Below are 26,592 nucleotides of genomic sequence, written 5' to 3'. Positions count from 1 at the left end.
GGAATATCTGACATGAGACACAAAAACCGGTTTGCAGCCACGACTGCGGCCGTGGCGGCAGCGGCCATAGCAATTTCATTGACCGGATGCACGAACTCAGGCGGAGGCGGTGACGAAGTCAACCTTCTGTTGATAGAAACCGACGCGTCGAAGGAACTGCGTGATGTATACATTCCCGAGTTCACGGAAGAGACGGGGATCAAAGTCAATGTCGACCTCGTGCCCGAATCGGGGATGGATGCCAAGCTCAGTCTCTCCCTGGGGAGTGCGTCAAGCCAGTACGACGTCGTGCAGGCGGGAGCAAAGAACCTCAGTACGCTCGTCGCTGCCGAATGGATTCAGCCCCTCGACACCTACATCGGTGACTCCAAAGCGACGGACTCCGCGTATCTGGACGGGTTCCCCGACGACTTGAGAAAGTCACTGGAGCTCGATGGATCGACGTACACGATGCCCTATCAAGTCGGAGCGGATCTGCTTTATTACAACAAGTCAATGTTCGAGGAAGCTGGCCTTGATCCGGCATCGCCTCCGACGTCGATGGACGAGATCGTTGAGGCAGCAGAGAAGCTGACGATCCCCGAGCAGGACCAGGCGGGTTTCGTCGGCCGTGGTTCACGATCCGGCAATGAGAACTCGTTCACGTGGCTCATGATGTGGTTTCTGAATGGCGGGCGTTGGGCAGATTCCGATGGCGAACCACAGTACGACGTCCTGACTGATCCCGCGAGCGTCAAGACGACTGAACAATACAAACAACTGCTGGGGGATTACGCACCGTCCGGCACGGCAAATTACACGTATCTTGAGGCGCAGGCCGCGATGCTCCAAGGCAAAGCTGCAATGTGGCTGGACGCCGCTCAGCTGGGACCCGCTCTCGAAGACGAGTCGCAATCCTCTGTCGCCGGTGACGTCGGTTACGTGGCACCAACGGGCGAAGGCGACGACTATATTGTCGGCGCAGTCTGGGGTTTCTCGATGGCAGCCAATATTGAGAATACTGATGCGTCGTGGAAGCTGATTCAATACCTCACAAGCAAGGACGTAGCCGTGGGGCAGGCAGTCTCGGGCCTGAACGGTTCACCGGCACGCGTCGACGCGCTGAAAGATGACAAGGTCCGTGAAGCGTACAACCCGGAGTACTTGGACGCCATGTCGGACGCAATTGCGTTCGCCAATCCGAACTACTCGCCATTGATCCCACAGGGAACCGAAATCCGAGGTGCCGTCTCGCTCGCACTATCCAAGGTTCTCGGTGATCAGGCCGGCGTAGATGCGGCGCTGAAAGAAGCAAACGACACTGTGAAGCAGCTCATCGAATAATGGCTACAACAGACACTCACCTGATGGTCACTGGAACCCGCCGAGGTCTCGGCGGCGGGTTCCAGCGGGACGGAAATCTGACCTGGTTTATTCTCATCGGGCCGCCGTTTCTCATTCTGTTTGCCCTGACCGCCGTTCCGCTGGTGCTGGCGATTTATACTTCGCTTCTCGATTGGAACCTCGCCGATCCCACCGGCGCCACATTTGCCTGGTTTCAGAACTTCATCGAGCTCGCTGGCGACGGAGCCTTCTGGCATGCGCTTGGGCTCACGGCCTATCAGGTGATTGCAACCGTGGCCATTCAAGTTGCATTCGGCCTCGCTATCGCGTTGCTCTTGGCGAGGGAGTTTGTGGGCGCTGGAGTCATACGCTCGCTCTATCTGATTCCGATGATGACCACGCCGGTGGTTGTGGGGCTGCTGTGGCGCATGCTCTACAACTCTGATTCCGGTGCGATCAATGGAATTCTTGGAACGCTAGGTATTCCGCCGGTCGATTGGCTCGGGGATGCTTCATTGGCGATGCCCTCTGTGATCGTTGCCGATGTATGGCTGTCAACGCCGTTCGTCGTGGTTATTCTTCTCGCAGGACTCCGCTCCATTTCGGGTGAGGTTTACGAAGCGGCACAGATGGACGGGGCAAGTGGCTGGAAGATGTTCTGGCACGTGACTTTGCCGTTGCTCAAGCCAATGATCACTCTTGCTCTTCTCTTTCGGGTCATGGACGCCATTCGACGGTTTGACACGATCTACGTCATGACGGGAGGCGGCCCCGGAAACTCAACTGAGACTCTCGAGCTTTTCGGCTATTTCAATGCCTTCAGTTATCTCGAGGTTGGTAAAGGTGCTGCGATCGCTGTCGTCATGCTTCTCATCATCTTCTTCATATCGCTTCCTCTGCTGAAGCGTTCACAACGTGCGGACTAATTCCATCCCGCAATTTTCACCAATTTACATATCGTCGACGGAGGCTTCATGACTGAGAACGCTGATTTTCCTGTTGTTTCGCATTGGATTGGGGGTGTGGAGTTTGCGTCGTCTGGTGGGCGTGTGTCTGCGGTGTTTAATCCGGCTACTGGGCAGCAGACGAAGAGTCTTGCGTTGGCGGGTGATGGTGAGATTCGTGCGGCGGTCACGGCGGCGTCTGGGGCTTTTCCGGGGTGGCGTGATTTGTCGATGGCGAAGCGTCAGGGCATTGTTTTCCGGTTTCGTGAGTTGTTGAATGAGCGCAAGGTGGAGTTGGCGGAGATCATCACGAGTGAGCATGGGAAGGTTGTCTCTGATGCTGCGGGTGAGATTCAGCGTGGTTTGGAGGTTGTGGATCTGGCGTGTGGGTTTCCGCATCTGATTAAGGGTGAGTTTTCGGAGAACGTGTCGACGGGTGTTGACGTGTATTCGATTAAGCAGCCGTTGGGTGTTGTGGGCATTATCAGTCCGTTTAATTTTCCGGCGATGGTGCCGTTGTGGTTTTTCCCGATCGCGATCGCTGCGGGGAATACTGTGGTGTTGAAGCCGAGTGAGAAGGATCCGTCTGCGGCTTTGTGGATGGCGCGGCTGTGGGCTGAGGCTGGGCTGCCTGCTGGTGTGTTCAATGTGTTGCAGGGTGATAAGCAGGCTGTGGATGGTCTGCTGGAGGCTGCGGAGGTGCGTTCGATTTCGTTTGTGGGGTCGACGCCGATTGCGCAGTACATTTACGAGACTGCGGCGAAGCATGGCAAGCGGGTGCAGGCGTTGGGTGGGGCGAATAACCACATGCTTGTGTTGCCGGATGCTGACCTGGAGTTGGTGGCGGATCAGGCGATCAATTCGGGGTTCGGGTCGGCGGGTGAGCGGTGCATGGCGCAGTCTGTGGTGATTGCTGTGGAGCCGGTTGCCGATCAGCTGATCGAGAAGATCACGGACCGCATGGCGAAGCTGAAGGTCGGTGATGGGCGGGAGAATCCCGACATGGGGCCGCTTGTCACGGCGGCGCACGGGACAAGGTGGCCAGCTACATTGATATTGCTGAGCAGGACGGTGCCGACATTGTTGTTGACGGGCGCGGGTTCACTGTGGATGGTGCCGAGGATGGGTTCTGGTTGGGTCCGACGCTGATCGACAATATCCCGTTGACCTCGAAGGCGTATGACGAGGAGATCTTCGGGCCGGTGCTCTCGATTGTTCGGGTGGGCACGTTCCAGGAGGGAATGGATCTGATCAACTCGGGACAGTTCGGTAATGGCACGGCGATCTTCACTAATGACGGGGGTGCGGCACGGCGGTTTCAGAACGAGGTGCAGGTGGGCATGATCGGCATCAATGTTCCGATCCCGGTGCCGGTGGCGTATCACTCGTTCGGCGGGTGGAAGCAGTCACTGTTCGGCAGCTCCAAAGCCTATGGTGTGCACGGGTTCGATTTCTTCACCCAGGAGAAAGCGATCACCTCGCGCTGGCTCGATCCCGCGACCCACGGCGGCATCAACCTCGGCTTCCCCGAAAACGACTAGAACAACAACGAACAGCCCGACAAAACGACCCACCGACAGCACCCGCAAAACCCGCAAAGGAGCAGACAAGTAACGAGCTGCTGAGCGCCCACTTACGTCACGGATCAGTGGTGACGTGAGCGACGAGGTCGAGCATCGCCGTGCGGTACGACGCCATCGAGCAACAACGTGAGCTGCTCGTCAGGATCGGCAACGCCCGCTTCGCCCGCGGCCTCAGCGAGCCGCGCGGCGACAGCCATCTTGTACTCGGCTGCGTATGGGAAGACTTGATGGCAATAAGGTCACTCGACGAGCTGCTGAGTGCCCAACACAATCGCGAGTGCGAGGCGGTCGGCATCGTCGGATGCTGGCTCGGCCGAGTAGACCATCACGCGAATATCGTCATCGGTGACGACGAGCGTGTCACAGTCGAGCGCAATAGGCCCGACGACAGGATGTTCAATGACCTTGTGCCGACTCGTTCGCGGAGCAGGAACGTCAGACTCCCACAGCTCAACAAACCGGGAACTCGCGGCACCGAGCTGGCGAATGAGCAGCTGAAGTCGACGGTCTGCGGGGTAGCGTGCCGCAGTGAGGCGCAGATCAGCGACAAGCTGCGCGTCAAGATCGGCCTTCTCGCTCGGGGTGTGGGCGGCTCGATTGCCCGGCCCGACGAGGTTGCGCCAGACGGCATTACGCTCGATTCCCCTCAACGACGACGTCTCACCCATGAGCGCGTCGTAGGGCGCGTTGGCGACGATGAGCGTCCACGCGGCGTCGTACACGGCGACAGCCGTCGTCGAGAGGCGGTCGAGCAGACGCTGCACGCTCGGTGTAACGCGTGACGAGACGACGTCATTTCCTGGTGCGGGCTGCCCGGAGAGCCGGAACAGAAGCTCACGCTCACGGTCGGCGAGGCGCAGCGCGCGAGCAAGAGCTTCGACCACTTGAGTTGACGGTGACGTGGAGCGCCCCTGCTCAAGACGCGTCAGGTAATCGACCGAAATGCCGGTGAGACCGGCGAGTTCCTCTCGACGTAGCCCTGGCGCACGACGCCTTGTTCCGGGCGGAAGGCCTATGGCATCCGGTGTGACGCGTTCGCGCCATCGGCGCACCGCATGGCCAAATTCCCACTTCTCCACATATCCAGTGTGCTCCTCAAAGTGAGCGTTGTCGTGGCCCTGGCAGTCCTATGACATCAGGACGACTGCCTGAGAACGCCCGCGGTGGCGAAGCTTGAAACATGACTACAACACTCATCACCGGAGCGAACAAGGGCCTCGGCAAAGAAACCGCTCGCCGACTGATTGCCAGCGGTCACATCGTTTACATCGGCGCACGCAACGAGAGCCGTGGGCGGGCTGCAGCTCGCGAGCTGGGTGGCCGCTTCGTCCACCTCGAAGTCACGGATGACGCGTCCGTTCGCGACGCCGCCGAGCGAATTGAGGCCGACGGCGGGCTTGACGTTCTCATCAATAACGCGGGAATCGAACCGCGGCTGCCTGACAATGGGATACCGGCGCCCTTGGACACGACGGCAGACGACATGCGCACAGCCTTCGAAACCAATGTGTTCGGCGTCGTGAGAACCACGCACGCGTTCCTTCCCCTTTTGCAGCGATCCGACGAGCCTGTCATCGTCAACGTGTCGAGTGGACTCGCCTCACTCGCAGACCTCAGCGACCCCGAAAGCTATACCCACTTCTACCCGGGAATCAGCTACCCTGCGTCGAAGGCCACCGTCAACGCGATCACCATTCAATATGCCAAAGCCTTCCCCGCAATTCGCGTCAATGCGGTCGACCCGGGCTACACGAACACGGACCTGAACGGTCGCACAGGAACTCAAACCGTTGAAGAAGGTGCCGAGATTATCGTGCGGATGGCGCAGATCGCATCGGATGGCCCAACCGGAACGTTTTCTTCCGTACACGGGCCTGTGGCGTGGTAGCCACGTGGAATGGAGGTTCGCGGGAGTCTATGGCGTAGTGGGGCGTGCGATCGGGCCGAAGGAGAGGATGCCGGATTGGGCGCCCGCCAACTCGTTACGTGCCGGAGCCAGCGCGGCGCGGGCTCGCTCCAGTGTTGCGCTGTCTCCCACCGCGCCGGCCGACCGTGCCACGAGCGACCACAGAGCCTCGGCCATGTGGTCGTGCGGAGGATCGGCGAGATCACGCAGGGCTGCTCGCGCAGCATCCGGATTGCCATGCTCGGCCAGTAGGAGTGGCTCGACCCACGAGGTGTACGGTCCCCAGTCGGTTGTTGCGGGCGCGGGCAGCGGCAGATTGTGTTGAATGCGGATGCTGAGCAGGGCGAGAGGCAGCATCCCGTGCTGCATTCCGGGCATACCTGAACGATCGAGCAGGGGAGCGGCCGCGCGGTATGCTTCGGCGATCTCGGGGGCGGGACGGCCCGTGAGCGCGAGACGCAGCGCGCGGTACCACGTCGTGAAGACCACGACGAGCGGGGAATCGTACCGAGCCGCGAGCTCGTCTGCTGCGCGAGCCTGTGCGTCGGCGCCCTCGATGTCGCCCACAGCACAGCACGACTGGAGCCGCATGAGTCGCCCAAGAAGCTCGTGGGCGGGCAGGTCGTGGCGAGAGGCGAGACCGATCAGCTCCGCGCCGATCGCGTCGCGCTCTGCCGCGAGCCCGGTGCGATGGAACGTCTGCATGAAGAGGCCGTTCAACGCGAAGGCCAGCAGCGGTGGATTGTCGAGGTGGCGTGCGATGCGCACGGCCTCGTGCGCGGCGATGCGAGGCTCATCATTCGACGTGCCTCGAGACTCAACGGCGATTGTTGCGATAAGGCGTGCTCGGGCGGCATCGGCGTCTGCGTCGGGAAGCGCATCAAGCGTGCGCCCGGCCGCAGCGACGACCTGCGCGGCGAGGTCAGGGTAGTCGGATCGGGACCAGATCGCCGGCACGTCGTAGGCGCCGATCACGCGCGCCGTGAGCCTGGGGTCGCCGAGATCTTCGGCCGCTCGGATCGTGGCGACGCGTTGCTGCTGTGCGGCTTCGAGGCTCTCACCGCCCGCAAGCGCCAGACTGCGGAGTAGGTCGACGGTGGAACGCAGTCGTGCGCGATCACCGAGCACGGCACCTCGGGCGTGGCTCTCCGCAGCTTGCGCCCACAGCGTGCTCGCGGCATCCGGAGAACGAGTGGATGCCCCGAGCGACGGTGCGTGGGCGAGAATGTCGAATTCCATGCGAGCAAGATCCTCGCTGGGATCGAGCCCGAGTTCGTCGGCGAGACGTGTGCGAGCCCGACGCACGACATCGAGAGCATCTTTCTGACGCCCCGACCGATAAAGCGCGAGGGCGAGCTGGCGCCACGCCCCTTCACGCCACGGGTGATCGGTGACGTGGGCGTCGAGATCGGGTATCGCGTCGGTGTGACGCCCGAGTTGCAGCATCGCATCGGCACGCGCCTCGACGGCACTCAGACGCAGCTCGGAGAGGCGGGCACGTTCGGCTCGTGCCCACAATTCTTCCGAAAAATCCGCGAAGGCTGGCCCGCGCCACTCGGCCAGCGCCGTCTGCAGGCGGTCGAGTGCTGCGCCCGGCTCGCTCTCGCGAGCATCGGCAACCGCCCGCTCGAAGCGGGCCGCGTCGACAGCATCCGGAGCCGTTCTCAGGGCATACCCCGTACCGTGCGTCACGAGCAATCCGGGTGCTGCGCGCGGAGGCCGTTCGGGTTCGAGCGCACGCCTCAGATCGCCGACAAAGGTGCGGATCGCACCGGTCGCTCGCGGAGGCGCAACCTCCCACAGATCGTCGATGAGCGTCTCGATCGGTACGACGCGACCCTGCGCAATGAGAAGCCGAGCGAGCACGGCGCGATGCTTCGGTCCGCGCAGGCGGATCGGCGTGCCGTCAGCATCCCGGGCGTCGAGGGGGCCGAGAACCGAGAACGACACCATACTCTGCTCCTCCAACGACTTGGTGCGAGTCTAGGCGGCACGTGTCGGCCGAGGGGACTGCTGATTTGTTGCTGATCGACCTGCGACATCGTGTGAGCGTCAACACACGAAAGGACACACGATGTCACTGACCATTCCGAACTTTGAGTATCATCGCATCCCCGTCGCCGACGGCGTAGACCTGAACACCGCCGTGGGCGGCAGCGGAAGCCCAATCGTGCTTCTGCACGGCTTTCCGCAGACGCATTTGATGTGGCGTCACGTGGCCGCCGCGCTTGCCGAAGACCACACCGTCATCGTGCCCGACCTGCGCGGATACGGTGCGAGCGACAAACCTGCCGACGTGGGTGAGACGTACTCGAAGCGCACCATGGGGGCCGACGTCATCGCGATTGCTCGCGCCCTCGGCCACGAGCGGTTCGCTTTGGTCAGCCACGACCGTGGGGCGCTCGTGGCGTTTCGCACGGCTATGGATCACCCGGATGCTGTCACGCACGCCGCTTTCCTGGATGTTTTGCCCACCCTCGACACCTGGGACGCAATGCACGGGGTCTCGGCGGCCGTGGGCTTCCATCTCTTCCTGATGGCTCAGCCTGTGGGGTTACCCGAGACGATGATCGAAAACAGCGCCGACGACTTCTTCGGGTACTTCCTCGACCTGTGGACGAAGAACCCCGACGCGATTCCCGAGGAGTACCGCCGTGCGTACCTCGACGCGAGCGCTGCCGCTGTTCCGTCGATTGTGGCCGACTACCGTGCGACGGCGAGCATCGACGTTGCGCACGATCAGGCGGATGCCGACCTGGGCACTCAGCTGAGCATGCCCGTGAGCGTGGTGCAGCAGGACTGGGGTGCCGCGTTGGGCTACGACGCGACCGCGCTGTGGAAGCGGTGGGCGCCGAATCTCGCCCACTACACGACAGATGCGGGCCACTTCATGGCGGAAGAGTCCCCGGCCGAGATCGAAGCGGTGATCCAGGAGCTGCTGGTGCGCTGAGCGGGGCGTGACCGAAGCTCGGGCTGCGGCGTGATATCAGCGCGCCGCACCTCCGGGCGCCACGGGAACCGCGAGCGCGGCGAGGGACTGCGCGATGGCGTGGATCATCGTCCGTGCGGCTTCGTCATCGCGATCGACCAGCCACCCCAGGGTGAGGCCGTCCGTGAATGCCACGAGCATCTTGGCGGCATCGGGCACGGGCAGCGTCCACCGGCATCCGGTATGCGTCGCGGCCAGCTCAAGCGATGCACCCGCGATCCGTGCGTACTCCGCGTATTGTGCTTCGGCCATCCGCGGTCGCGTGCGCAGCGCGAACTGCGTGAGCTCGAGCATCGCCAGCTCGTACTGGGGGTCGGTGCGCAGGTGGTCGAAGTAGCCCAGCAGTCCCTCTTCGAGAAGCTCGCTCAGTTCCTTTCCCGACAGCTGCTCGGGCAGGACCGCTCTCTCCTCTTTCTCGAGCACATCCGCGATGAGGGTGTCGAGAAGCTCATCGCGTGATGAGAACGCGTAGTGAAAGCTCGCCAACGACATGCCCGCCTCGGCGACAATCGTGCGAATGGATGCTGCTCCAAGGCCGCGCGCCGAAACCACCCGCAGTGTGGCTGCAATCAGCTCAGCGCGGCGGACGTCCACCGGAGTGCGGGGCATTGTCGACCTCTCCTCTGCGGTTGCGCGCACTTGACCTTCTGCATACAGTAGCAAGAAGTGGGACGATCGTCCCACAACGAGCCGACGACGCGGACGGTGACGTTCGCAGCGGGAGACGACGATGCCTCACGACGACACTGCAGAGCACATCAGCGCCGAGGGCCTTGCCGCGCAGATCCCGGCCGGATTCCTCATCGGAACCGCGACCGCGGCGGCGCAGATCGAGGGCGCGATCGACGAACCCACCCGCACCTCGAGCGTGTGGGACAGTTTCAGTTCTCAGCCCGGCCGTATCGTCGACGGAAGCACGACGGCCGTGACCGCCGATCATTTCCACCGCCGGAGCGAAGACGTCGCGCTGATGCGTGATCTGGGCGCCGATGCCTATCGGTTCTCGCTCGGATGGACGCGCCTGCAACCGGGAGGCTCCGGCCCGCTCGACGCGGCAGGCGTGTCGTTCTACGATCGCCTGCTCGACGAGCTGCACGAGGCTGGCATTTCTCCGTTCGTCACCCTCTCGCACTGGGATCTTCCCGTCGAATACGAGCAGGGTTGGCTCGATCGTGACACCGCGCACCGCTTCGGTGAGTTTGCGGGCCTCGTCGCGGAGCGCTTTGGCGACCGTGTCGACGCGTGGATCACCATCAACGAGCCCGCCACCGTGACACTCAACGGGTATGCGCTCGGCCTGCACGCCCCAGGCCGCAGCCTGCTCTTCGACGCGCTGCCGACCGTGCACCACCAGCTGCTCGGACACGGGCTCGCCGTTCAGGCGTTGCGTGCCGCGTCGGTGAGCGGGCAGGTCGGAATATCTAACGCGCACACTCCCGTCCTCCCGGCGAGCGATTCCGAGCAGGATGCCGCCATGGCGTTGCTCTTCGACGTCATTCACAACCGCGTTTTCGCCGATCCTGTGCTGCTCGGCCACTACCCAGAGGTGCCACCGGAGATGGCGGACCTTTTCGGCGCGTTCTCCGCTGTTCCGGCCGAGGATCTCGACATCATCAGCCAGCCCCTCGACTTCTATGGGCTGAACTACTATATGCCCAGCTCGGTCGCCGCCGGAGCTGGCACGGGGGAGAGCCCCGACGGCGTCAGCGAGGCGATGGCGGATCTGCCTTTTCAGCTCCTGCCCCTTGACGAGTATGAGACCACGGGCTTCGGCTGGCCCATAGCGCCCGAGTATCTCGGCGTCGTGCTTGGGCAACTGCGTGATCGATATGGCGACGCGCTGCCCCCGGTATTCATTACCGAGAGTGGAGCGAGCTTTGACGACGTGGCCGCCGCAGATGGCAGCGTCTCTGACCCGCGGCGCGTCGATTACGTCGCCCGTCACCTGTCGAGCGCCCTCTCCGCGGTGACGCTCGGTGGCCCGGCCGACGGCGTCGACCTGCGCGGCTTCTTCGTCTGGTCGCTTCTGGACAACTGGGAGTGGGCGGCCGGGTTCACGCAGCGCTTCGGCCTCGTTCACGTCGACTTCGACACCGGTCAGCGCACACCCAAGACCTCGTATCGCTATCTGCAGAACGTCTTTCGGCAACGCAGGGTGACGTGACAATGTCTCCGGGAGCGGAGTCGACGGCCCCCGAAGTCGTCGCCGCGGCACCCGTCAGTCGGGTCTGGCTGTTCTGCTTCGCGCTTGCCTGGTTCGGGTTCTGGCTGCTGGTCATGCTTCCCGGGCAGTTCATGGTGGTGAAACTGGCCAGTGTCATCGACGCAACAAACAAGGTGACCGTCGGATCGTTCCTCATCGGCGAGATGGCAGGAGTCATCGTCATTGGCGTGCCCATCATCGGATGGCTCTGTGACCGCACGCGCTCGCGCTTCGGCCGCCGACGCACGTGGGTGCTCGCCGGGTTCCTCACCGCAACGATTCCCTTCGCCTGGGTGGGCCACCAAACATCAGTGGTCTCCGTCGCCATCTTGCTCGGGATCGTCGCGATCGGGCAGTCGGCGGTTCTCGTCTCGCTGTCCGCTCTCATCGCCGATCGCGTTCCTGTCGTGCAGCGCGGGCGAGCATCCGCGGCCATGGGTGTTCCGCAGGTGATCGCGCTCGCCGCCGGCATGATCATCGTCACCGAGCTGATTCCCGACGTCGGCTGGAGCTGGATGGTGATCGCCGTCCTCGCACTGCTTGCTCCGCTTCCCTTCGTGTTCGGCTTCTCCGAACCCCCACGACCCGCGGATGCGCCGGTACGCTCGCTCGGGCTGCGACGCGGTCTTCGCCGTCTGCACGGCTATCGTGATTTCGGTTGGGCGACGTTGTCTCGCGTCCTTATCAACGCGGGAAATCTGGTCGGCACGACCTACCTGCTGTACTTCCTCGCTGACGTGCTCGGCCTCGCCGACCCGGATGGCGCGCTCCTGGTGCTCATCCTCGTCTACCTCGCCGCGTGCGCCGTCGCGTCGTGGGCCGGCGGCATCTTGACCGACCGTTGGAAGGCGCGTCGCATGCTCGTGTGCGTGTCAGCGGCGTTGCAGGCCGCGGCCGCTCTTGTCCTGGCGCTGCTTCCGAGTTGGGAGAGCAGTCTTGTGGCGGCGGTGCTGCTGGGCTTCGGTTACGGGCTGTTCCTCTCAGTCGACCAGGCGCTTCTGACAGACCTGCTCCCTGACGAGACGACGCGAGCCCGTGACCTCGGCATCGCGAACTCAGCGCAGCACCTCCCGATCGCGCCGATCATCGGGTGGGCCGTGCTGGCGGTGTCGGGCTATTCGCAGCTGTACATCGTCGCCGCCGCCGTGATCATGCTCGGCGGCGTCACGGTTCTTCGCATTCGATCGGTTCGCTGACAGGTTGACAGGAGTGATGAGATGAGAGCCATTGTCGTGCTGTTCGACACGCTCAACCGGCGGTTTCTGCCGCCGTATGGCGCGGAGGGCGTTCACGCCCCCAATTTCGAGCGACTTGCCCGCCACACCGTGCAGTTCGACAACTGCTACGGGGGCAGCATGCCGTGCATGCCGGCGCGGCGCGAGATGCACACCGGCCGCTACAACTTCTTGCACCGCGGCTGGGGTCCGCTTGAGCCCTTCGATGACTCGGTGCCCGAAATGCTGGGCGGGGCTGGCGTATACACGCACCTGGTCACCGACCATCAGCACTACTGGCTGGACGGCGGAGCGACATACCATCCGCGCTTCCGCACCTTCGAGCTCTTCCGCGGACAAGAGGGCGACGAGTGGAAAGGGCGCGTCGCCGACCCGGACATGACCGACGTCGATTCCTACGCCAGCAACCGCCCACTGCGTCGCCAGGATCAGATCAACCGGCAGTACATGCGCGACGAGGCAGACCACCCGCAGACGCGCACCTTCGATGCCGGGCTCCACTTCATCGACACCAACGCCGACAGCGACAAATGGATGCTGCAGATCGAGACGTTCGACCCGCATGAGCCGTTCTTCAGTTACAAGAAGTATCACGATCTCTACGACGCTCCGGCGACAGCATCCGGCCGTGACTTCGACTGGCCCGACTACAAGCATGTGACCGAGAGCGAGGACGATATCGCCCACCTGCGTGCCCGCTACCGGGCGCTGCTGTCGATGTGCGATGCGTCGCTCGGGCGCGTGCTCGATGTCATGGATGAGCGGGAGATGTGGCACGACACGATGCTGATCGTGTGCACCGACCACGGACTGCTGCTCGGCGAGCATGAATGGCTGGGCAAGAACGTGCCTCCGTTCTACGACGAGACCATCCACACACCGCTCTTCGTCTGGGACCCGCGGACCGGTGCGCGGGGCCAGCGTCGCGAACAGCTGGTGCAGACGATCGATTTCGGTCCGACGCTGCTTGACCTGTTCGATGTGGATGCCACCGACGATATGCAGGGGCAGTCACTGTCCGGCGTCATCGCCGAGCAGAATCACATTCGCGAGACGGCGCTCTTCGGCATCCATGGCGGTCACGCCAACGTCACCGACGGCCGGTACGTGTATATGCGGGCGCCGGTCACGCCCGACAATCAGCCGCTGGCCGAATACACGCTGATGCCGACGAGTATGCGCGGCAGATTTCCGATCTCCGCGCTGACGCGGGCCGAGCTGGTGCCGCCGTTGAGTTTTTCCAAAGGCGTTCCTGTGCTCAAGGTGCCGGCGATCGCCCCCACCAACCCTGCGGTCTTCGGGTCTCTGCTGTTCGATCTTGAAACGGATCCGGAGCAGGAGCATCCGCTCCTCGACCCCGAGATCGAGCTGCGCATGGCGGGTCTGCTCGTGGATGCGATGCGCCGGGCGGACGCTCCAGACGAGCAGTACGTGCGGCTGGGGCTGCCCCGCCAAGGCGACGTGACACCGGAGCACCTCGTTCTCGGCCGAGAGGCGGCGCCCGAGACAGAGCTGACGTCTGAGCAGCTCGCGGCCCTGGAACAGTCGCCTGTGGCGACCCGCACGGTCGCGCAGCTTCTCGACGACCCGGCCGCACGCGAGGTTCTGCGGCAGGTGCTGGGACCGATCGTTGACGGGCCGCTGCCAGACGAAGCCCTGGGGATGTCGCTTCTTGACATTGCAACGGTGACGACGGGGATGATCCCCGCTGAGGCTGTTGTGACGCTCGCGGAGCTGCTGCCCGCGACCGAGGCGGAGCAGTCCGGCGGCTCCCAACAATGAACGGCCATGTGAGGTCGGTGATCGCACGCGCGCGTCTGGCGCGACGAGACGCCTGCTTTCTGCCGGTGATCTGTAGGCTCGGGGTGTGACGACACACTTAGCGACGCTGTCCCTGACGACCACAGCGATCGAGCTCCGTCGCGCGTCGATGGATCACGTTTCGGCCATCATAGCGCTTCTCGCCGACGACCCTTTGGGTGCATCGAGAGAGTCAACTGAGTCGGACGCAGATCTGCAACCGTACCGAGAAGCGTTTAATGACATCGACGGTGACCCGCGACAGCTCCTCGTTGTAGCTGTTGCGGGAGGTGAAGTCGTTGGCACCATGCAGCTGACATTCATCCCCGGGCTGTCCCGTCGCGGTGCCTTGCGTGCGCAGATTGAGGCGGTTCGTGTGCGCGACGATTTTCGCGGCCTCGGGCTTGGTCAAGCGATGTTCGGGTGGGCGATCGGCGAGGCCCAGAGACGCGGATGCGTCATGATTCAACTGACTGCCGACAAGACCCGAACCAACGCCCACCGGTTCTACACGCGGCTCGGATTCGTCGCCTCACACGAGGGGTTCAAACTCGATATGCGCTCCCAATCCGCGGTCGATTCTGCGGAATTCTTCGACGCGTGACGGCGAGGCGACCTGGAACCAGTTGTAACGTTTCGCAGCGTCAAGCGGCGCAGGCTGTCTGGTGACGACGTCCAGTCAAGACGGATCCGGCGCCGTTCGCGGGCGGGCGGTGACCGCCGGATGGTCCTCGACCGGACCGTGCGCGTCGGCGCCGCCCGGTGAGCCCACCTTCTCGAAGAGCTCGTACGCGATGTCGACGAACTTCTCGTCTTCAGGCTCCACGTCATCGACGTAGGTGATGGCTTCGACCGGGCACACTGGTTCGCAGGCTCCGCAGTCCACGCACTCCTCAGGCTGAATGTAGAGGGTGCGCTCACCCTGATAAATGCAGTCGACAGGGCACGCGTCTATGCAGCCCAGATCCTTCACATCGACGCACGCCGATCCGATCACGTAAACCACTGAGTTGCTCCTTATATATGAGGGATAGCCGCGCCCGCTATTGAACGGCGCCGCTCGCGACGAGCTCGTCGATGCGTGTCGTGTCATAGCCGAGCCCGTTCAACAGTTCGCGGCTGTGCTCTCCCAACCGCGGCGGAGTGTGCCGAATCTCGGGTGCCACCTGCGACATGGCGATGGGTGACGCAATTGTCTTGACAATCTGCCCGCTGCCGCCGTCAAATTCGATGATCATGTTGTTGTGGGCCGTCTGCGGGTCGGCCAGCGCCTCGGCGAGGCTGCGCACCGGCCCGCACAGCACGTCGTGCTTCTCGAGTGCGGCGAGCCAGCGTTCGCTCGTGCCCTCTTTGAGACGGTCGGCGATGAGTTGCCGAATCTCACGGCGATTTTCTTTCAGCAGCTCCAGGTTCGAGAACCGCTCTTCGAGCGACAGATCGGGGAGCTCCAGCGCAGCGCAGATGTCGCGCAACGGATTGGGTTTGAACGCGCCGACGATCACGATCTCCGAATCAGCGGTGGGGAAGCATCCGCTCAATGGCATCAATGCCCAATTGAGCTCCTGGTCATACATGAGGCGCGTCGTCGCCTCTTGCATCTGCATGGCGAGCATCGAGTTGTAGAGGCTCACCTCCACCTTCTGCCCTTCGCCGGTCTTCTCACGGTGCAAAAGAGCGAGCAGAATTCCCTGCACCAGATGCTGCCCGGCCGTGTAGTCGGCGATCGGTGTGGCGTAGATCGACACAGGATGCTCTGGGTCGGCCAATCGTTTCATCACGCCCGAGTACGCCTGCCCAAGAATGTCTTGCCCGCCCTTGTGCGCGTACGGACCCGACGGACCGAATCCCGAGCCCGCTGCCCAGATGATGCGCGGGTTGATCGCCGACACCGTGTCGTAGTCAAGGCCGAGTCGTTCCATGACTCCAGGCCGAAAGTTGCTGACAACGACGTCGGCATCACGCAGTAAATCGAGAATGACGGAGCGACCGGCATCCGTCGAAAGATCAACGGCGATGCCGCGCTTATTGCGGTTGAGACTGAGGAAGACAGGATTGTCTTCCCCCGTGTGGGCAAGCACTCCGCGGCGCGATAGGTCGCCCGACCCCGGGCGCTCGATCTTGATCACGTCGGCCCCGAAATCGCCGAGAGCCTGCGTGCATGACGGCCCGAGCATCACCTGAGTGAAGTCAATGACGGTGACGCCATCCAACGGTCGAGACATCGCGTCCTCCTGAGTGTTCGGTGGTTGGGGTATTCGGGTGGTGAATTGAGGGCCGGTGCGCGCCATCTCGGCGGACACCGACCCCCAAGCGGTGGGCCCGTGATTACATCTTGGACTCAGCAGACCACGTCACGAACAGGCGTTCAAGCACCGAGACGATCGAGAAGAATACAACGGCGACGAGCGAGGCCATGATCATGGTGGCGTACAGCAGTGGAGTGTCGAAGTTGTAGGTCGCCTGAATGATCATGTACCCGAGGCCGCGCTGGGAGCCGATCCACTCCGCAACGATCGCGCCAATCACCGACGTCGTCGCCGTGATCCGCAGTGACGAGAAGAGAAACGGCATCGATGCGAAGACACGAAGCTTCCAGAACGTCTCAGAGCGCGACGCAGACAGCAGTCGGAACAGCTCGAGATGCTCTTTCTCAACGGCCTTCAAACCCTTGACCATGTTGACTAGGGTGGGGAAGAACGAGATGAGCGCGGCAATGACGATCTTCGGTGCATAGCCGGTTCCGAGCATCAGCACCAGCACGGGGGCGATGGCGACGATCGGCACCGTCTGAATGAAGACGGCGACCGGCATGAGGGCATCTTCAGCTGCTTTCCAATGCACGAAGAGCACGGCGAGCAGAATCGCGATCGAGTTGCCGACGAGAAAACCAGCGCCCGCCTCGATCACTGTCGGAGCCGAGTGCTCCAGGAGTGTCGAGATGTTTTCACCGAACGACTGCCCTACCTCGAGGGGTGACGGCACGATGTAGTACGGAACCTTGAAGACGACGCACACGATCTGCCAGAGCACGACGAGCGCGACGACGGCCAGGAGCGGCGCTCCGATGCGTTTGAACGCGGAGCGACGCGGCTTGGTCTTGGGGCCGCGACGCGATGCGCCCATGACGAGGGTTTCGGTGCTTGTTCCAACCATGTCGGGTCACACCCCTTCCAGAAGATTGCGCAGATGGGTGACGTACCCGGCGAACTCGGGGAGTGCACGCACGTCGCGGGTTCGTGCATCGGGCAGGTCGATGTCGACGACATCACGGATGCGGCCGGGCTGAGCAGACATCACCACGACGCGTTGCGAGAGAAAGACTGACTCGGCGATGCTGTGCGTGACAAAGATGATCGTCGTGTTCGTTACCTGCCAGATGCGCAGCAATTCCTCGTTGAGGCGATCGCGCGTGATCTCGTCAAGGGCGCCGAACGGCTCATCCATAAGCAGAACCTTGGGCTTGGTGATGAGTGCCCTGGCGATGGAGACCCGCTGCCGCTGGCCACCCGAGAGCTGAGACGGCAATGCGCCTTCGCGACCCTCGAGCCCGACGAGCGCGAGAAGTTCGCGACCGCGCTTCTTATCGTCTTCCGTGACTTTGCCATTGCCGATCTCGAGCGGAAGCGTCACGTTCTTCAGGGCGTCACGCCAGGGCAACAGCGCAGCGTCTTGAAACACGAAGCCGAGGTGTCGGCTCGTGCGTGCTGTCTCCGGCGATTCGCCGAGCACGCTCACCGAACCGGAGGTGGGTTCGAGAAGATCGGCAATGATGCGAAGCAGCGTTGACTTGCCGCATCCCGATGGGCCGAGCAGCGATGTGAAACTCTGACCGTTAAGCGACGTCGACACACCCTCGAGCGCCGTGACTTGACCGTCTGTCGTGTCGAACGTGATGCCGATGTCATCGATGCTGATTGGTTGCATCGTCGTTTCCTCTTGTACCGTCATGGGTCAGCCTCAGCCGAGCTTCGGACGGGAGTCGGCCGTCGCGTCGAGAATGTCCCAGGTGGCGAGCTCATCGACAGTGGGAGCGGCGGAGTTGAACTGGCCGAGCTGGTCCCACAGCGCGATCTGGTTCTCCCAGATCGACTTGTCCATCGTTCCCCAGCCCTTCTCGGCCGTGGATTTCGTGAAGACGTACTCCATCATGGCTTCGCCGTCGTCCTGAATGTCTTTGAGCTTCGATTCCGGGGCCATCTCCACTGTCGCCTTCGCCGCATCGGCGACGTTGTCGTAGGCGAACTCCCAGCCGCGCGCCGTCGCTGACGTGAACTCCTTGACGATGTCTGACTTCTTATCGAGCACGTCGTCTGTGGAGTAGTAGATGTATCCGTACAGGGGCACCCCGTTGTCGGCGAGACGCATCGACACGAAGTCGTCTCCGAGAGGACGGCGCTGCGAGATCGAGTTGAGCCATGTTCCCCAGGCATCGATCTTCCCCGTCATGAGCGGCGCGACGGACTCGCCCGTCGCAACGAACTCGACGTCGTCTTCGCTGATCTTGTTTGCCGCGAGCAGTGCCTTGACCAGAATGTCGGATGTTGCCGGGCCGCCGACCGTCTTTCCGATGAGATCTTCGGGTTTCTCGATGGGACTTTCGGGCTTCGAAAGCCACGCGTACGGGTGATCCTGCACACACACGGCGAACGCCTTGACCGGAATACCCTGCGAGCGAGCGAGCATGTGTGACGGGCTCGACGAGATCTGGCCGAGCTGCGATTCTCCAGCTGCGACGAGCGCGATGCCGTCGATGCTGGGGCCACCGGGGTTAATCGAGAAGCTGATGCCGGCTTCGTCGTACCAGCCCTTCGACAGCGCGATTGCTTCACCGAACTGGCCGGAGTTGATCAGCCAGCCCAGTTGAAGCGCGAGCGGTGTGCCGTCGCCGTTGCCCTTTCCGGCGGGACCGCGACCCGGCTCGCTGCAGGCGGTGAGCAGCGACGTTCCGAGTGCGAAGGCGCCGACGGAAAGACCGGCGCCCGCCAGCAGGTTCCTGCGTGAGAACTGATGAGTAGTGGACATGAGTGCTCTCCTCGTTGAGATGCTTTGGTGTAGAGACATGACGATCTGAGGTATGCAGGGGCGCCGGGCACAGCGGTAGCGCCCCGCTGTCTCAGGGGACTGAATAGGGATGCTTCTCGAGCGGTGTCGCGAAGGGCGGTTCGCTCAGATTCTTCGATTGCGCGCGGTGCGGATACTTCCGTGCTGGGGTCTCCAAGCCCGTTCCCCGACGTGCTGTCCGTGCGGGAACGGTGAAAGTAAATTTAGTATATTGAACTTTTTTACTGAGTCAACCAAACAGGGAAAAAGAATTGGTTGTTTGTGGAAGGGGGTCGGTCGGTAGCCTTGTGGAAGATGGGCGTGCCGCCGTGGACTTTTCCGATTCGGCATCCGAGTTTCATCAAAATATTTGACCTAGTAAAAAACTTCAATATACTAAAAACGTCCATCTTGATTCCGGAGGTTGCATCCATGGCTTTCTCACCAAGCGATACGTCGCAGGGGCTGGCCGTCGACGCAATTCTCACGAGTGTTGGCAGCCGGGTGCGCGCCCTCCGCAAGGAGAAGGGGCTGACCTTGCAAGACCTGTCTGAGGTCACACGCCTCAGTCCGGCGATCGTCAGCCAGATCGAGAGAGGACTCGCCAACCCGTCATTCACGACAATGGCGCAGTTGGCACATGGCCTGGAGATCCCAGTGGGGAAGCTGTTCCCCAGCCATGAAGACACACGATCTCCCGTTGTGCGCAAGGCAGAGCGGAGAGACCTCAAGGGAGTTGCCCCTGAAGCCGTCGGTGAAGCCGCATACGAGCTGCTCACCCCCGACCTCAATGGCACCCTCGAAGCACTCTGGGTCGTTACGCCTCCGGGACACGACACCAGCGACATTCCGTTCACACACGGAGGCGAAGAGTTCGGGCTTGTTCTGTCGGGAAAGAAAGATGTGTACCTCAATGGCCAGAGGCACCAGCTTGAAGCCGGCGACTCGATCACTTTCGACTCCACGATTCCGCATTGGTACCGAAACGACTACGACGAAACGTGCGTAGCGATCTGGGTGATCACACCGCCGACCTGGTAGGTCCGCGCGGAACTCACCGCATCCATTCATAACCTCCATCACGGTCCAGACAGGATCGAGATCGATGGAGCCTGCATTCACGCGTGCATTGTCGACGTGTGACTAAGGAGCAACATGATTGACACTGGCGTCAACAAAAAGTGGCGTAAGCGCGAGCGCTTCACGCCGGAGGTGCGCAGAGGAATTCTCGGCCTCGGACTCGGAAATACCCTCGAGTGGTATGACTGGATGATCTTCGGGCTGCTCTCGTCGTACATTGGCCCCCACTTCTTTCCGAGCGTCGATCCGGTGACCGCAACGCTCGATGCACTCGCGATCTTCGCTGTCGGGTTCCTCTTCCGTCCGCTCGGTGGCGTGGTGCTCGGCACCTTCGCCGACCGCATCGGCAGACGCAAGATCATGATGCTGTCGATCACCATGATGGCCGTGAGCACACTGGTGATCGCCGTGTCGCCGACATACGAATCGATCGGCATCTGGGCCCCGATCATTCTGCTGCTCTGCCGTGTTGTGCAGGGAATCTCCACCGGCGTCGAGGCGCCACTCTCCACGGCGCACGCTGTCGAGTTGGTGCCGGAGGGGCGTGAGGGCTTCGTCGCCGGAATCATCTCGTTCTTCGTGAACGTCGGCATCGTGCTCGCTCCGCTCGTGAGCTTCATCGTCTCCGCAAGCATCGGCGACGGAGCAATGAGCGACTGGGGCTGGCGCATTCCGTTCGTCGTCGGCGCCGCATTCGGCTTCGTGATTCTCTACCTGCGGCGCACGCTGCCCGAGACGATGAAGAAGGACGAGCTTGAGCAGGCGACTACCGGTTCGGTCTGGACGGGCGTGCGCAAGAGCTGGGTCAGCGTGCTCGCGATCATCTTCGTCGTCGGCGCCGTGCAGGCGTACAACTATGCCTGGAACGTCGGCCTCCCCAACGCAGCGCGATCCACAATGCAGGAAGACCCGACGGCCGTGTTCGCACTGACCACCGTGCTCGGACTCATCCTCGTTGTCGGAAGCCTCGTCGTCGGACGGCTCGTTGACGGACGCGCCATCTCGAAGTGGTTCGTCGTCGCGCGCATCCTCGCCATTCCTTCCGTTTTCCTGATGCTGCTCTACGTGCAGCCCGGAATCGGCGGTTTCGCGGCAGTGCTGCTCGGCGGTTCTGTCGTGCTGGTGCTCAACATGACGCTCTACAACGTCGTGTCGGCATCCCTCATGCCCAAGAGCTACCGCGGGGCAGGAACATCGCTCGGCTACGGACTTGGCGTCGCCATCTTCGGTGGAACAGCCTCCTTTCTGCTCGTCTGGTTTCAGTCCGCCGGGCTCGACTGGGCCTTCCCCGTTTACGTTGCAGTGCTCTCAGCGCTCAGCGTCATCTTCTACCTGATTGCCCGCCGTATCAACGGCATCCACGTTGGAAAGTGAGAACACCATGACAACCTACGATCTTCGCGTCACCAGTGATGACCTGAGAGCGCCGATTGCCTCCCGCTCGAACGTGCTCGTCGTCGGCGGCGGCCCCGCCGGTGTCGCCGCGGCCGTCACGGCGGCTCGCTCTGGAGCATCCGTCACGCTGCTCGAACGGTATCCCTCGCTCGGCGGGCTCGCCTCGGGCGGAATGGTGCTCGTGCTCGATGACATGATCAACGGTCAGGAGATCACCGTCACCGGTGTCGTCTCCGAGTACATCGAACGGCTGCAGAAGCTCGATCTCGCAATTGTGCCGCCGGCCGACGACCGCAAGGCATCGCAGGAGCTGTGGAACAAGTGGGGCCGTTTCGGCACCTTCGACTTTCACACTCACGTCAACCCGAAGCCGATCTGTTACGCCGCCGCATTCGATCCCGACGGCTGGAAGCGCGTGTCGAACGACCTCGTGCGCGAGTCGGGAGTCAACCTGCTGCTGCACTCGTGGTTCTCGCGCCCGATCGTCGACGACGGCGTGATGAAGGGCGTGATCGCCGAGACCAAGGCCGGCCCTCAGGCGCACATGGCCGACGTCGTGATCGACACGACTGGTGACATCGACGTCGCATCGCGCGCCGGTGCCGACTTCATTCAGGGCAGCTACATCACGACTTTGGTGTTCCGTCTCGCCGGTGTCGACACGAAGCGCGCCGAGGAGTTTGAGCAGGGCGACCCGAAGGCGGCACGGGCGATCAACCGCAAGGTGAAGCGCATTCTGGGCGGCGCGTGGGAACTGTGGTGGCTCAAGACGCCGCTTCCCGGGGTCGTGTGGTGCAATGCGCCGCATATGACCGGGTACGACGGCGCCGACCCTGCCTCTCTCACCGAGGCCGAGTTCGCGGCGCGCGAGCGCATTGCCGAGGCTGTGGAGTACGTCAAGGAATTTCTGCCCGGCTTTGAGAACTGTTTCGTCATTGACACAGCACCGCAGATGGGCGTGCGCCAGACGCGTTTGCTGCAGGGCGAGTACGTCATGACAAAAGACGACGTCACGCAGCGTCGCCACTTCTCTGACACCGTGGCGCGGGGCCGCGACTACTACTACCCGTACCGCTCTCTTCTGCCGACGAAAGTCGACCAGCTGCTCGTCGCCGGACGGCACTACTCGGCGACTTCCGATGCACAGAAGTCTTCGCGGGAGATTCCGCCGTGCATGGCCATGGGTCAGGCCGTCGCATCGGCGGCGACACTCGCCATCGAACAGAAGATTCTTGTGCGCGACGTCGACGCTCTCGAGATTCAGCAGCGCATGCGCCAGCACAACGCTGACCCGGGTGACATTCCGTCAGAGAATGCCACGATCGACGAGGCGGAGACGGTGGGGGTATGACCATGCAGGCAGCGAACGAGAAGGCGGATGCCGCGGCCGCTGCGCCGCGTGGACTTCCGCTCGACGGCATCACCGTCGTCGACTTCACCCAGGTATTCATGGGCCCGAGCTGCACGCAGCTGCTCGGTGATTTCGGTGCCGACGTGATCAAGGTGGAGCGCCCCGGCCGGGGCGACACGTCGCGCAACTCACTGCCAGACAAGGACGGGCAGGACAACCCGATCTTCCTGTCGATCAACCGCAACAAACGTGGCATGGCGATCGACACGAAGTCAGAAGAGGGTCGCTCTGTGATGCGCGACATCATCGCGGGAGCCGACGTGGTCGTCAGCAACTTCCGCGCCGGTGTGATGGAACGCATGGGCTTCGGCTACGACGAGCTGAAAAAGCTCAATCCGCGTCTCGTCTGGGCATCGGGCACCGGTTTCGGAAACACGGGGCCCTACTCATCGCTTGGCGGGCAAGACGTCATCAACCAGGCGTACTCGGGCGTCATGTGGCGGCGCAGCTCAGACGACGATCCGCTCACCGTCTACCCGACGACGCTCTGCGACTACACAACAGGCATGCACCTTTTTCAGGGCATCCTCCTCGCCCTGCGCTCGCGCGACGAGACGGGCGAAGGGCAGAAGGTCGAGGTCACCATGTACGACTCGATGCTTCACATGCAGATGCAAGAGGCGGCAATGCAGCTGAACCGCGGGTTCGAGGTGAACTGGGGACGGATGCCGTTGACCGGCGTTTTCGCCACAACCGACTCCGCTGTCTGCATGGTCGGCGGGTTCGCTGCTGACCCGCTGCTGCACATCTCGGCGGCGCTCGGGCTTGAGGAGGACCTCACGCTTCGCCCCGAATTCGCAACGCACGACAAGCAGGTGGAGAACCGGTCGGCGCTGCAGAAGATCTTCGCCGAGCGTTTTGCCACCAACAGCACTGCGTATTGGACGGAGAGGCTCGAGGCAGAGGGCCTGCTCAATGCACCCGTGCGCACGCTGGCCGAAACACTGGACGATGAGCAGACGGCGGCAAACGGAATGATCGTCGAGTCGCAGCACCCGACCGCCGGCACTTTCCGCACGCTGAACGCGCCGATTCATCTCTCGCACACACCCGCGACGGTGCGCCGGGTTGCTCCCCGCCTGGGAGAGCACAACGATGAGATCCTTGCGGAGAATGGCTTCGACGACGACGAAATTCGCCGTCTGCATGAACTGGGGGTGCTGAAATGACCGACGATACACAGGCCGACGAGGTCAGGTTCGACGTCGACGATCGCGGTGTCGCCACCGTGATCATCGATAGGCCGCGCGTGCTTAATGCCGTCGATCGGGCAACGCACGACAGGCTCAACGAGATCTGGGCAACGATCGAAGCCGATGACCGAGTGCGTCTCGTCGTCGTCACAGGGGGCGGAGAGAAGGCATTCTGCGTTGGAGCCGACATGTCGGCGGATGCCGTTGACAAGACGGGTCTTCAGTACTGGGCCGAGCTCGACCCCAACGGCTTCGGCGGGCTGAGTCTGCGCACGACGCTCGATGTTCCCGTGATCGCGAAGGTGAACGGCTACGCTCTCGGGGGCGGCATGGAGATCGTGCTCGGCGCCGACATCGTTGTGGCGGCCGATCGCGCCCAGTTCGGGCTCACCGAACCGCGTGTCGGCCGCCTCGCGTTGGATGGCGGCATCCATCAGCTGGTGCGTCGAGTTCCGTACACGCAGGCGATGAGCCTTCTGCTCACCGGGCGCAAGGCGCCGGCAGAGGAGATGCAGGGGATGGGTCTCGTCAATGAGGTCGTCACTGCAGGCGAGCTCGACGAGGCAGTCGAGCGGTGGATCGAGCAGATTCTCGCCTGTGCGCCAACATCGGTGAGAGCCGTTAAACAGATGGTGTCGCGCACGGCCCATCTCACGGCGCACGAAGCGCGGGCGATGCGGTTGCCCGCACTTGTTGACGCGCTCGACAGCGAAGACTCGGCCGAGGGTGTCGCCGCATTCCAGCAGAAGCGCAAACCAATCTGGCCGGGGAAGTGATCGCATGACGCAGCAGGGTATTTCCGAACAGCGCGTCGACCCGCTCGCACGCGGAGTGTGGGGGGTCGTCGCCACACCATTCACGGATGCCGGCGAGATTGACGAGGCGAGCCTCGCGCGTCTCGTGCAGTTCTACGAATCGGTCGGGGCCGCCGGTCTCACCGTGCTCGGCGTGTTCGGCGAGGCCGCCGCGCTGACTGCGGCGGAGCGGATGCAGGTGCTCGGCGTCGTCGCCGAGCACAGCCGACTGCCGATCGTCGCCGGGATCACCTCTCTCGCGACCGCACCGGCGATTTCAGAGATCGAAAACGCGCAGGCAACGGTCGGTGACCGTCTGCAGGCCGTCATGGTTCAGGCGAACTCCGGCAGCTCTGCCGTCGTGATCGAGCATCTGAGGCGAATCCACGCGGCGACAGGCGCAGCTGTCGTGCTGCAGGATTACCCGAAGTCCAGCGGCATCTCCATCTCGACAGACAGCCTGATTGCCGTCGTGGAGGCGAGCCCGTTCGTCTCAGCGGTGAAGGCGGAAGCACCGCCGACGGCCGTTGCGATCGCCCGCATCACGGCGAGCGTCGAGGTTTCCGTCTTCGGCGGACTCGGAGGGCAGGGGTTGCTCGACGAGCTTGCCGCCGGTTCTGCCGGGGCGATGACCGGGTTTTCTTTCCCGGAAGCGCTTGTCAGCTGCGTCTCGGCTTGGTTGGCGGGTGATGCCGAAGCAGCTCGAGCGGAGCTGGTGCCGTACCTGCCGCTGATCAACTTCGAACAGCAGCCCGGCATCGCTCTCGCTCTTCGCAAGGAGCTGTTCCGCCGGCGGGGGCTCTTCACCTCGGCTGCCGTTCGCGCACCCGCCGTCAAATTCCCGAACGAACTCGATGAGATAGCCGCCGACCATTTGGTGGAACTCGATGCGCAGGAGGTGCGCTGATGGATCTGCAGCTGCACGGCAAGACCGCGTTTGTCGCGGCATCCACCGGTGGGCTCGGGCGTGCGATCGCGGAGGCGCTCGCAGCCGAGGGAGCGAATGTCGCTGTCACCGGCCGGCGCGGCGATCTCGCCGAGCAGATCGCGGCGGGCCTGCCCGCAGGCGTAGGCATCGAACTCGACGTCACTGACGGCGAGTCCCGTGCCGCGGCGATCGAGACCGCGACGAGCGCGTTCGGCCCCATCGACGTGCTGGTGATCAACGGGCCGGGCCCGCGCCCCGGAACGGCAGCCGATGCATCAGCGGACGACGTTGCTGACGCATTCGAGCGGCTCGTCGCTCCGGGTCACGACCTCGTGTCGCGCGTGCTTCCGGGAATGCGCGACCGTGGCTGGGGACGCATCCTCGCCGTCGGGTCCAGCGGCATTGTGTCGCCGATCGCCAATCTCGCGTCATCCAATCTCGGGCGAGCTGCGCTGGCTGGCTACCTTAAGACGCTCTCCGCAGAGGTCGCCGCAGACGGCGTCACCGTCAATCTGCTGCTGCCCGGGCGCATCGCCACAGATCGCGTTGCGCAGCTCGATGCAGCACAAGCCGAGCGCCAGGGCATCGAGCCTGCCGAGGCCGCGCGCCGTTCGCAGCAGGCGATTCCCGCCGAACGCTATGGCGAACCACACGAGTTCGGCGCGGCCGGAGCCTTCCTGTGCAGCGGACAAGCCGCATACATCACCGGCGTCGCACTGCGCGTCGACGGTGGCCTCGTCCGCTCTCTCTGACACCCCCTCGTCATCT

24 protein-coding genes and 1 pseudogene are annotated in these 26,592 nt (G+C 63.0%); 16 read left to right on the top strand and 9 right to left on the bottom strand.

From position 1 onward, the window contains the following. The first annotated feature begins 12 nt into the window (after positions 1 to 12). The 3 genes and pseudogenes from HCR76_RS15220 (at position 13) to HCR76_RS15210 (ending at position 3,808) form a co-directional block, all read left to right on the top strand. Positions 13 to 1,323: an ABC transporter substrate-binding protein gene (locus HCR76_RS15220; protein WP_166987407.1), complete on the top strand. Its 1,311-nt coding sequence runs from the start codon at positions 13 to 15 to the stop codon at positions 1,321 to 1,323. A gap of 23 nt (positions 1,324 to 1,346) precedes the next feature. Next, positions 1,347 to 2,249 carry a carbohydrate ABC transporter permease gene (locus HCR76_RS15215; RefSeq protein WP_166987410.1) on the top strand — a complete coding sequence of 301 codons (903 nt, stop codon included), beginning with the start codon at positions 1,347 to 1,349 and terminating at the stop codon, positions 2,247 to 2,249. 48 nt (positions 2,250 to 2,297) lie between these two features. Further along, a pseudogene (locus HCR76_RS15210) lies at positions 2,298 to 3,808 on the top strand (CoA-acylating methylmalonate-semialdehyde dehydrogenase). A 104-nt stretch (positions 3,809 to 3,912) separates the two neighbouring features. Here HCR76_RS15210 and HCR76_RS17630 read toward each other — a convergent pair. After that, entirely contained in the window at positions 3,913 to 4,047 is a 135-nt protein-coding gene (locus tag HCR76_RS17630) for a hypothetical protein (RefSeq protein WP_280529488.1), read from the bottom strand. Between the two features lie 42 nt (positions 4,048 to 4,089). After that, positions 4,090 to 4,929 (bottom strand): helix-turn-helix transcriptional regulator, encoded by an 840-nt coding sequence (locus HCR76_RS15205; RefSeq protein WP_166987416.1) that lies wholly within the window; start codon positions 4,927 to 4,929, stop codon positions 4,090 to 4,092. A gap of 101 nt (positions 4,930 to 5,030) precedes the next feature. Between HCR76_RS15205 and HCR76_RS15200 the strand changes: the two genes are divergently transcribed. Beyond that, positions 5,031 to 5,738, top strand: coding sequence for an SDR family NAD(P)-dependent oxidoreductase (locus HCR76_RS15200; protein WP_166987419.1), 708 nt, complete (start codon positions 5,031 to 5,033; stop codon positions 5,736 to 5,738). Positions 5,739 to 5,765: 27 nt separating this feature from the next. On the opposite strand, the gene HCR76_RS15195 is transcribed toward HCR76_RS15200, so the two are convergent. Further along, positions 5,766 to 7,709: an AfsR/SARP family transcriptional regulator gene (locus HCR76_RS15195; protein WP_166987422.1), complete on the bottom strand. Its 1,944-nt coding sequence runs from the start codon at positions 7,707 to 7,709 to the stop codon at positions 5,766 to 5,768. A 121-nt stretch (positions 7,710 to 7,830) separates the two neighbouring features. On the opposite strand from HCR76_RS15195, the gene HCR76_RS15190 reads away from it, so the two are divergent. Then, positions 7,831 to 8,706, top strand: a complete 876-nt coding sequence (locus HCR76_RS15190) for an alpha/beta fold hydrolase (RefSeq protein ID WP_166987425.1) — start codon at positions 7,831 to 7,833, stop codon at positions 8,704 to 8,706. Between the two features lie 36 nt (positions 8,707 to 8,742). On the opposite strand, the gene HCR76_RS15185 is transcribed toward HCR76_RS15190, so the two are convergent. Next, positions 8,743 to 9,354, bottom strand: coding sequence for a TetR/AcrR family transcriptional regulator (locus HCR76_RS15185; protein WP_166987428.1), 612 nt, complete (start codon positions 9,352 to 9,354; stop codon positions 8,743 to 8,745). A gap of 121 nt (positions 9,355 to 9,475) precedes the next feature. On the opposite strand from HCR76_RS15185, the gene HCR76_RS15180 reads away from it, so the two are divergent. The 4 genes from HCR76_RS15180 (at position 9,476) to HCR76_RS15165 (ending at position 14,587) form a co-directional block, all read left to right on the top strand. Beyond that, positions 9,476 to 10,909 (top strand): glycoside hydrolase family 1 protein, encoded by a 1,434-nt coding sequence (locus HCR76_RS15180; RefSeq protein WP_166987431.1) that lies wholly within the window; start codon positions 9,476 to 9,478, stop codon positions 10,907 to 10,909. 2 nt (positions 10,910 to 10,911) lie between these two features. Further along, a complete protein-coding gene (locus tag HCR76_RS15175; protein WP_244971554.1) occupies positions 10,912 to 12,144 on the top strand; it encodes an MFS transporter in 1,233 nt (410 codons plus the stop codon). A gap of 21 nt (positions 12,145 to 12,165) precedes the next feature. Next, positions 12,166 to 13,965, top strand: a complete 1,800-nt coding sequence (locus tag HCR76_RS15170; RefSeq protein ID WP_166987437.1) for a sulfatase — start codon at positions 12,166 to 12,168, stop codon at positions 13,963 to 13,965. 85 nt (positions 13,966 to 14,050) lie between these two features. Beyond that, a complete protein-coding gene (locus HCR76_RS15165) occupies positions 14,051 to 14,587 on the top strand; it encodes a GNAT family N-acetyltransferase (protein WP_434063572.1) in 537 nt (178 codons plus the stop codon). A gap of 75 nt (positions 14,588 to 14,662) precedes the next feature. Here HCR76_RS15165 and fdxA read toward each other — a convergent pair whose 3' ends face one another. The 5 genes from fdxA to HCR76_RS15140 all read right to left on the bottom strand — a co-directional run bounded on the left by fdxA (position 14,663) and on the right by HCR76_RS15140 (position 19,005). After that, entirely contained in the window at positions 14,663 to 14,989 is a 327-nt protein-coding gene (gene fdxA, locus HCR76_RS15160; RefSeq protein WP_166987440.1) for a ferredoxin, read from the bottom strand. A 37-nt stretch (positions 14,990 to 15,026) separates the two neighbouring features. Beyond that, positions 15,027 to 16,205 (bottom strand): CaiB/BaiF CoA transferase family protein, encoded by a 1,179-nt coding sequence (locus HCR76_RS15155; RefSeq protein ID WP_166987443.1) that lies wholly within the window; start codon positions 16,203 to 16,205, stop codon positions 15,027 to 15,029. Positions 16,206 to 16,308: 103 nt separating this feature from the next. Then, the gene (locus HCR76_RS15150; RefSeq protein ID WP_198248075.1) at positions 16,309 to 17,136 is read right to left on the bottom strand and encodes an ABC transporter permease; all 828 of its coding nucleotides are present in this window, start codon (positions 17,134 to 17,136) and stop codon (positions 16,309 to 16,311) included. Between the two features lie 6 nt (positions 17,137 to 17,142). Beyond that, entirely contained in the window at positions 17,143 to 17,907 is a 765-nt protein-coding gene (locus HCR76_RS15145) for an ABC transporter ATP-binding protein (RefSeq protein WP_198248074.1), read from the bottom strand. 33 nt (positions 17,908 to 17,940) lie between these two features. After that, on the bottom strand, positions 17,941 to 19,005 hold the full coding sequence (locus HCR76_RS15140; RefSeq protein ID WP_166987450.1) for an ABC transporter substrate-binding protein: 1,065 nt from the start codon (positions 19,003 to 19,005) through the stop codon (positions 17,941 to 17,943). A gap of 450 nt (positions 19,006 to 19,455) precedes the next feature. Between HCR76_RS15140 and HCR76_RS15135 the strand changes: the two genes are divergently transcribed. The 7 genes from HCR76_RS15135 (at position 19,456) to HCR76_RS15105 (ending at position 26,576) form a co-directional block, all read left to right on the top strand. Further along, positions 19,456 to 20,064 (top strand): helix-turn-helix domain-containing protein, encoded by a 609-nt coding sequence (locus tag HCR76_RS15135; protein WP_166987453.1) that lies wholly within the window; start codon positions 19,456 to 19,458, stop codon positions 20,062 to 20,064. Positions 20,065 to 20,178: 114 nt separating this feature from the next. Beyond that, positions 20,179 to 21,477, top strand: a complete 1,299-nt coding sequence (locus tag HCR76_RS15130; protein ID WP_166987456.1) for an MFS transporter — start codon at positions 20,179 to 20,181, stop codon at positions 21,475 to 21,477. Between the two features lie 7 nt (positions 21,478 to 21,484). Further along, positions 21,485 to 22,849 carry an FAD-dependent oxidoreductase gene (locus HCR76_RS15125; protein ID WP_166987459.1) on the top strand — a complete coding sequence of 455 codons (1,365 nt, stop codon included), beginning with the start codon at positions 21,485 to 21,487 and terminating at the stop codon, positions 22,847 to 22,849. After that, positions 22,846 to 24,078, top strand: a complete 1,233-nt coding sequence (locus tag HCR76_RS15120) for a CaiB/BaiF CoA transferase family protein (RefSeq protein ID WP_166987462.1) — start codon at positions 22,846 to 22,848, stop codon at positions 24,076 to 24,078. Before HCR76_RS15125 ends, HCR76_RS15120 begins: the two co-directional genes overlap by 4 nt. Continuing rightward, entirely contained in the window at positions 24,075 to 24,878 is an 804-nt protein-coding gene (locus HCR76_RS15115) for an enoyl-CoA hydratase-related protein (protein WP_166987465.1), read from the top strand. Before HCR76_RS15120 ends, HCR76_RS15115 begins: the two co-directional genes overlap by 4 nt. 4 nt (positions 24,879 to 24,882) lie before the next feature. Further along, positions 24,883 to 25,803, top strand: a complete 921-nt coding sequence (locus tag HCR76_RS15110; RefSeq protein WP_166987468.1) for a dihydrodipicolinate synthase family protein — start codon at positions 24,883 to 24,885, stop codon at positions 25,801 to 25,803. After that, a complete protein-coding gene (locus HCR76_RS15105; RefSeq protein WP_166987471.1) occupies positions 25,803 to 26,576 on the top strand; it encodes an SDR family oxidoreductase in 774 nt (257 codons plus the stop codon). The genes HCR76_RS15110 and HCR76_RS15105 overlap by 1 nt, the downstream gene beginning before the upstream one ends. Positions 26,577 to 26,592: the final 16 nt, after the last annotated feature.

Source organism: Paramicrobacterium chengjingii (assembly GCF_011751765.2).
GTDB lineage: Bacteria > Actinomycetota > Actinomycetes > Actinomycetales > Microbacteriaceae > Paramicrobacterium > Paramicrobacterium chengjingii.
The sequence above is the reverse complement of the archived record's forward strand: the minus strand, read 5'-3'. Positions and strand labels throughout refer to the sequence as shown.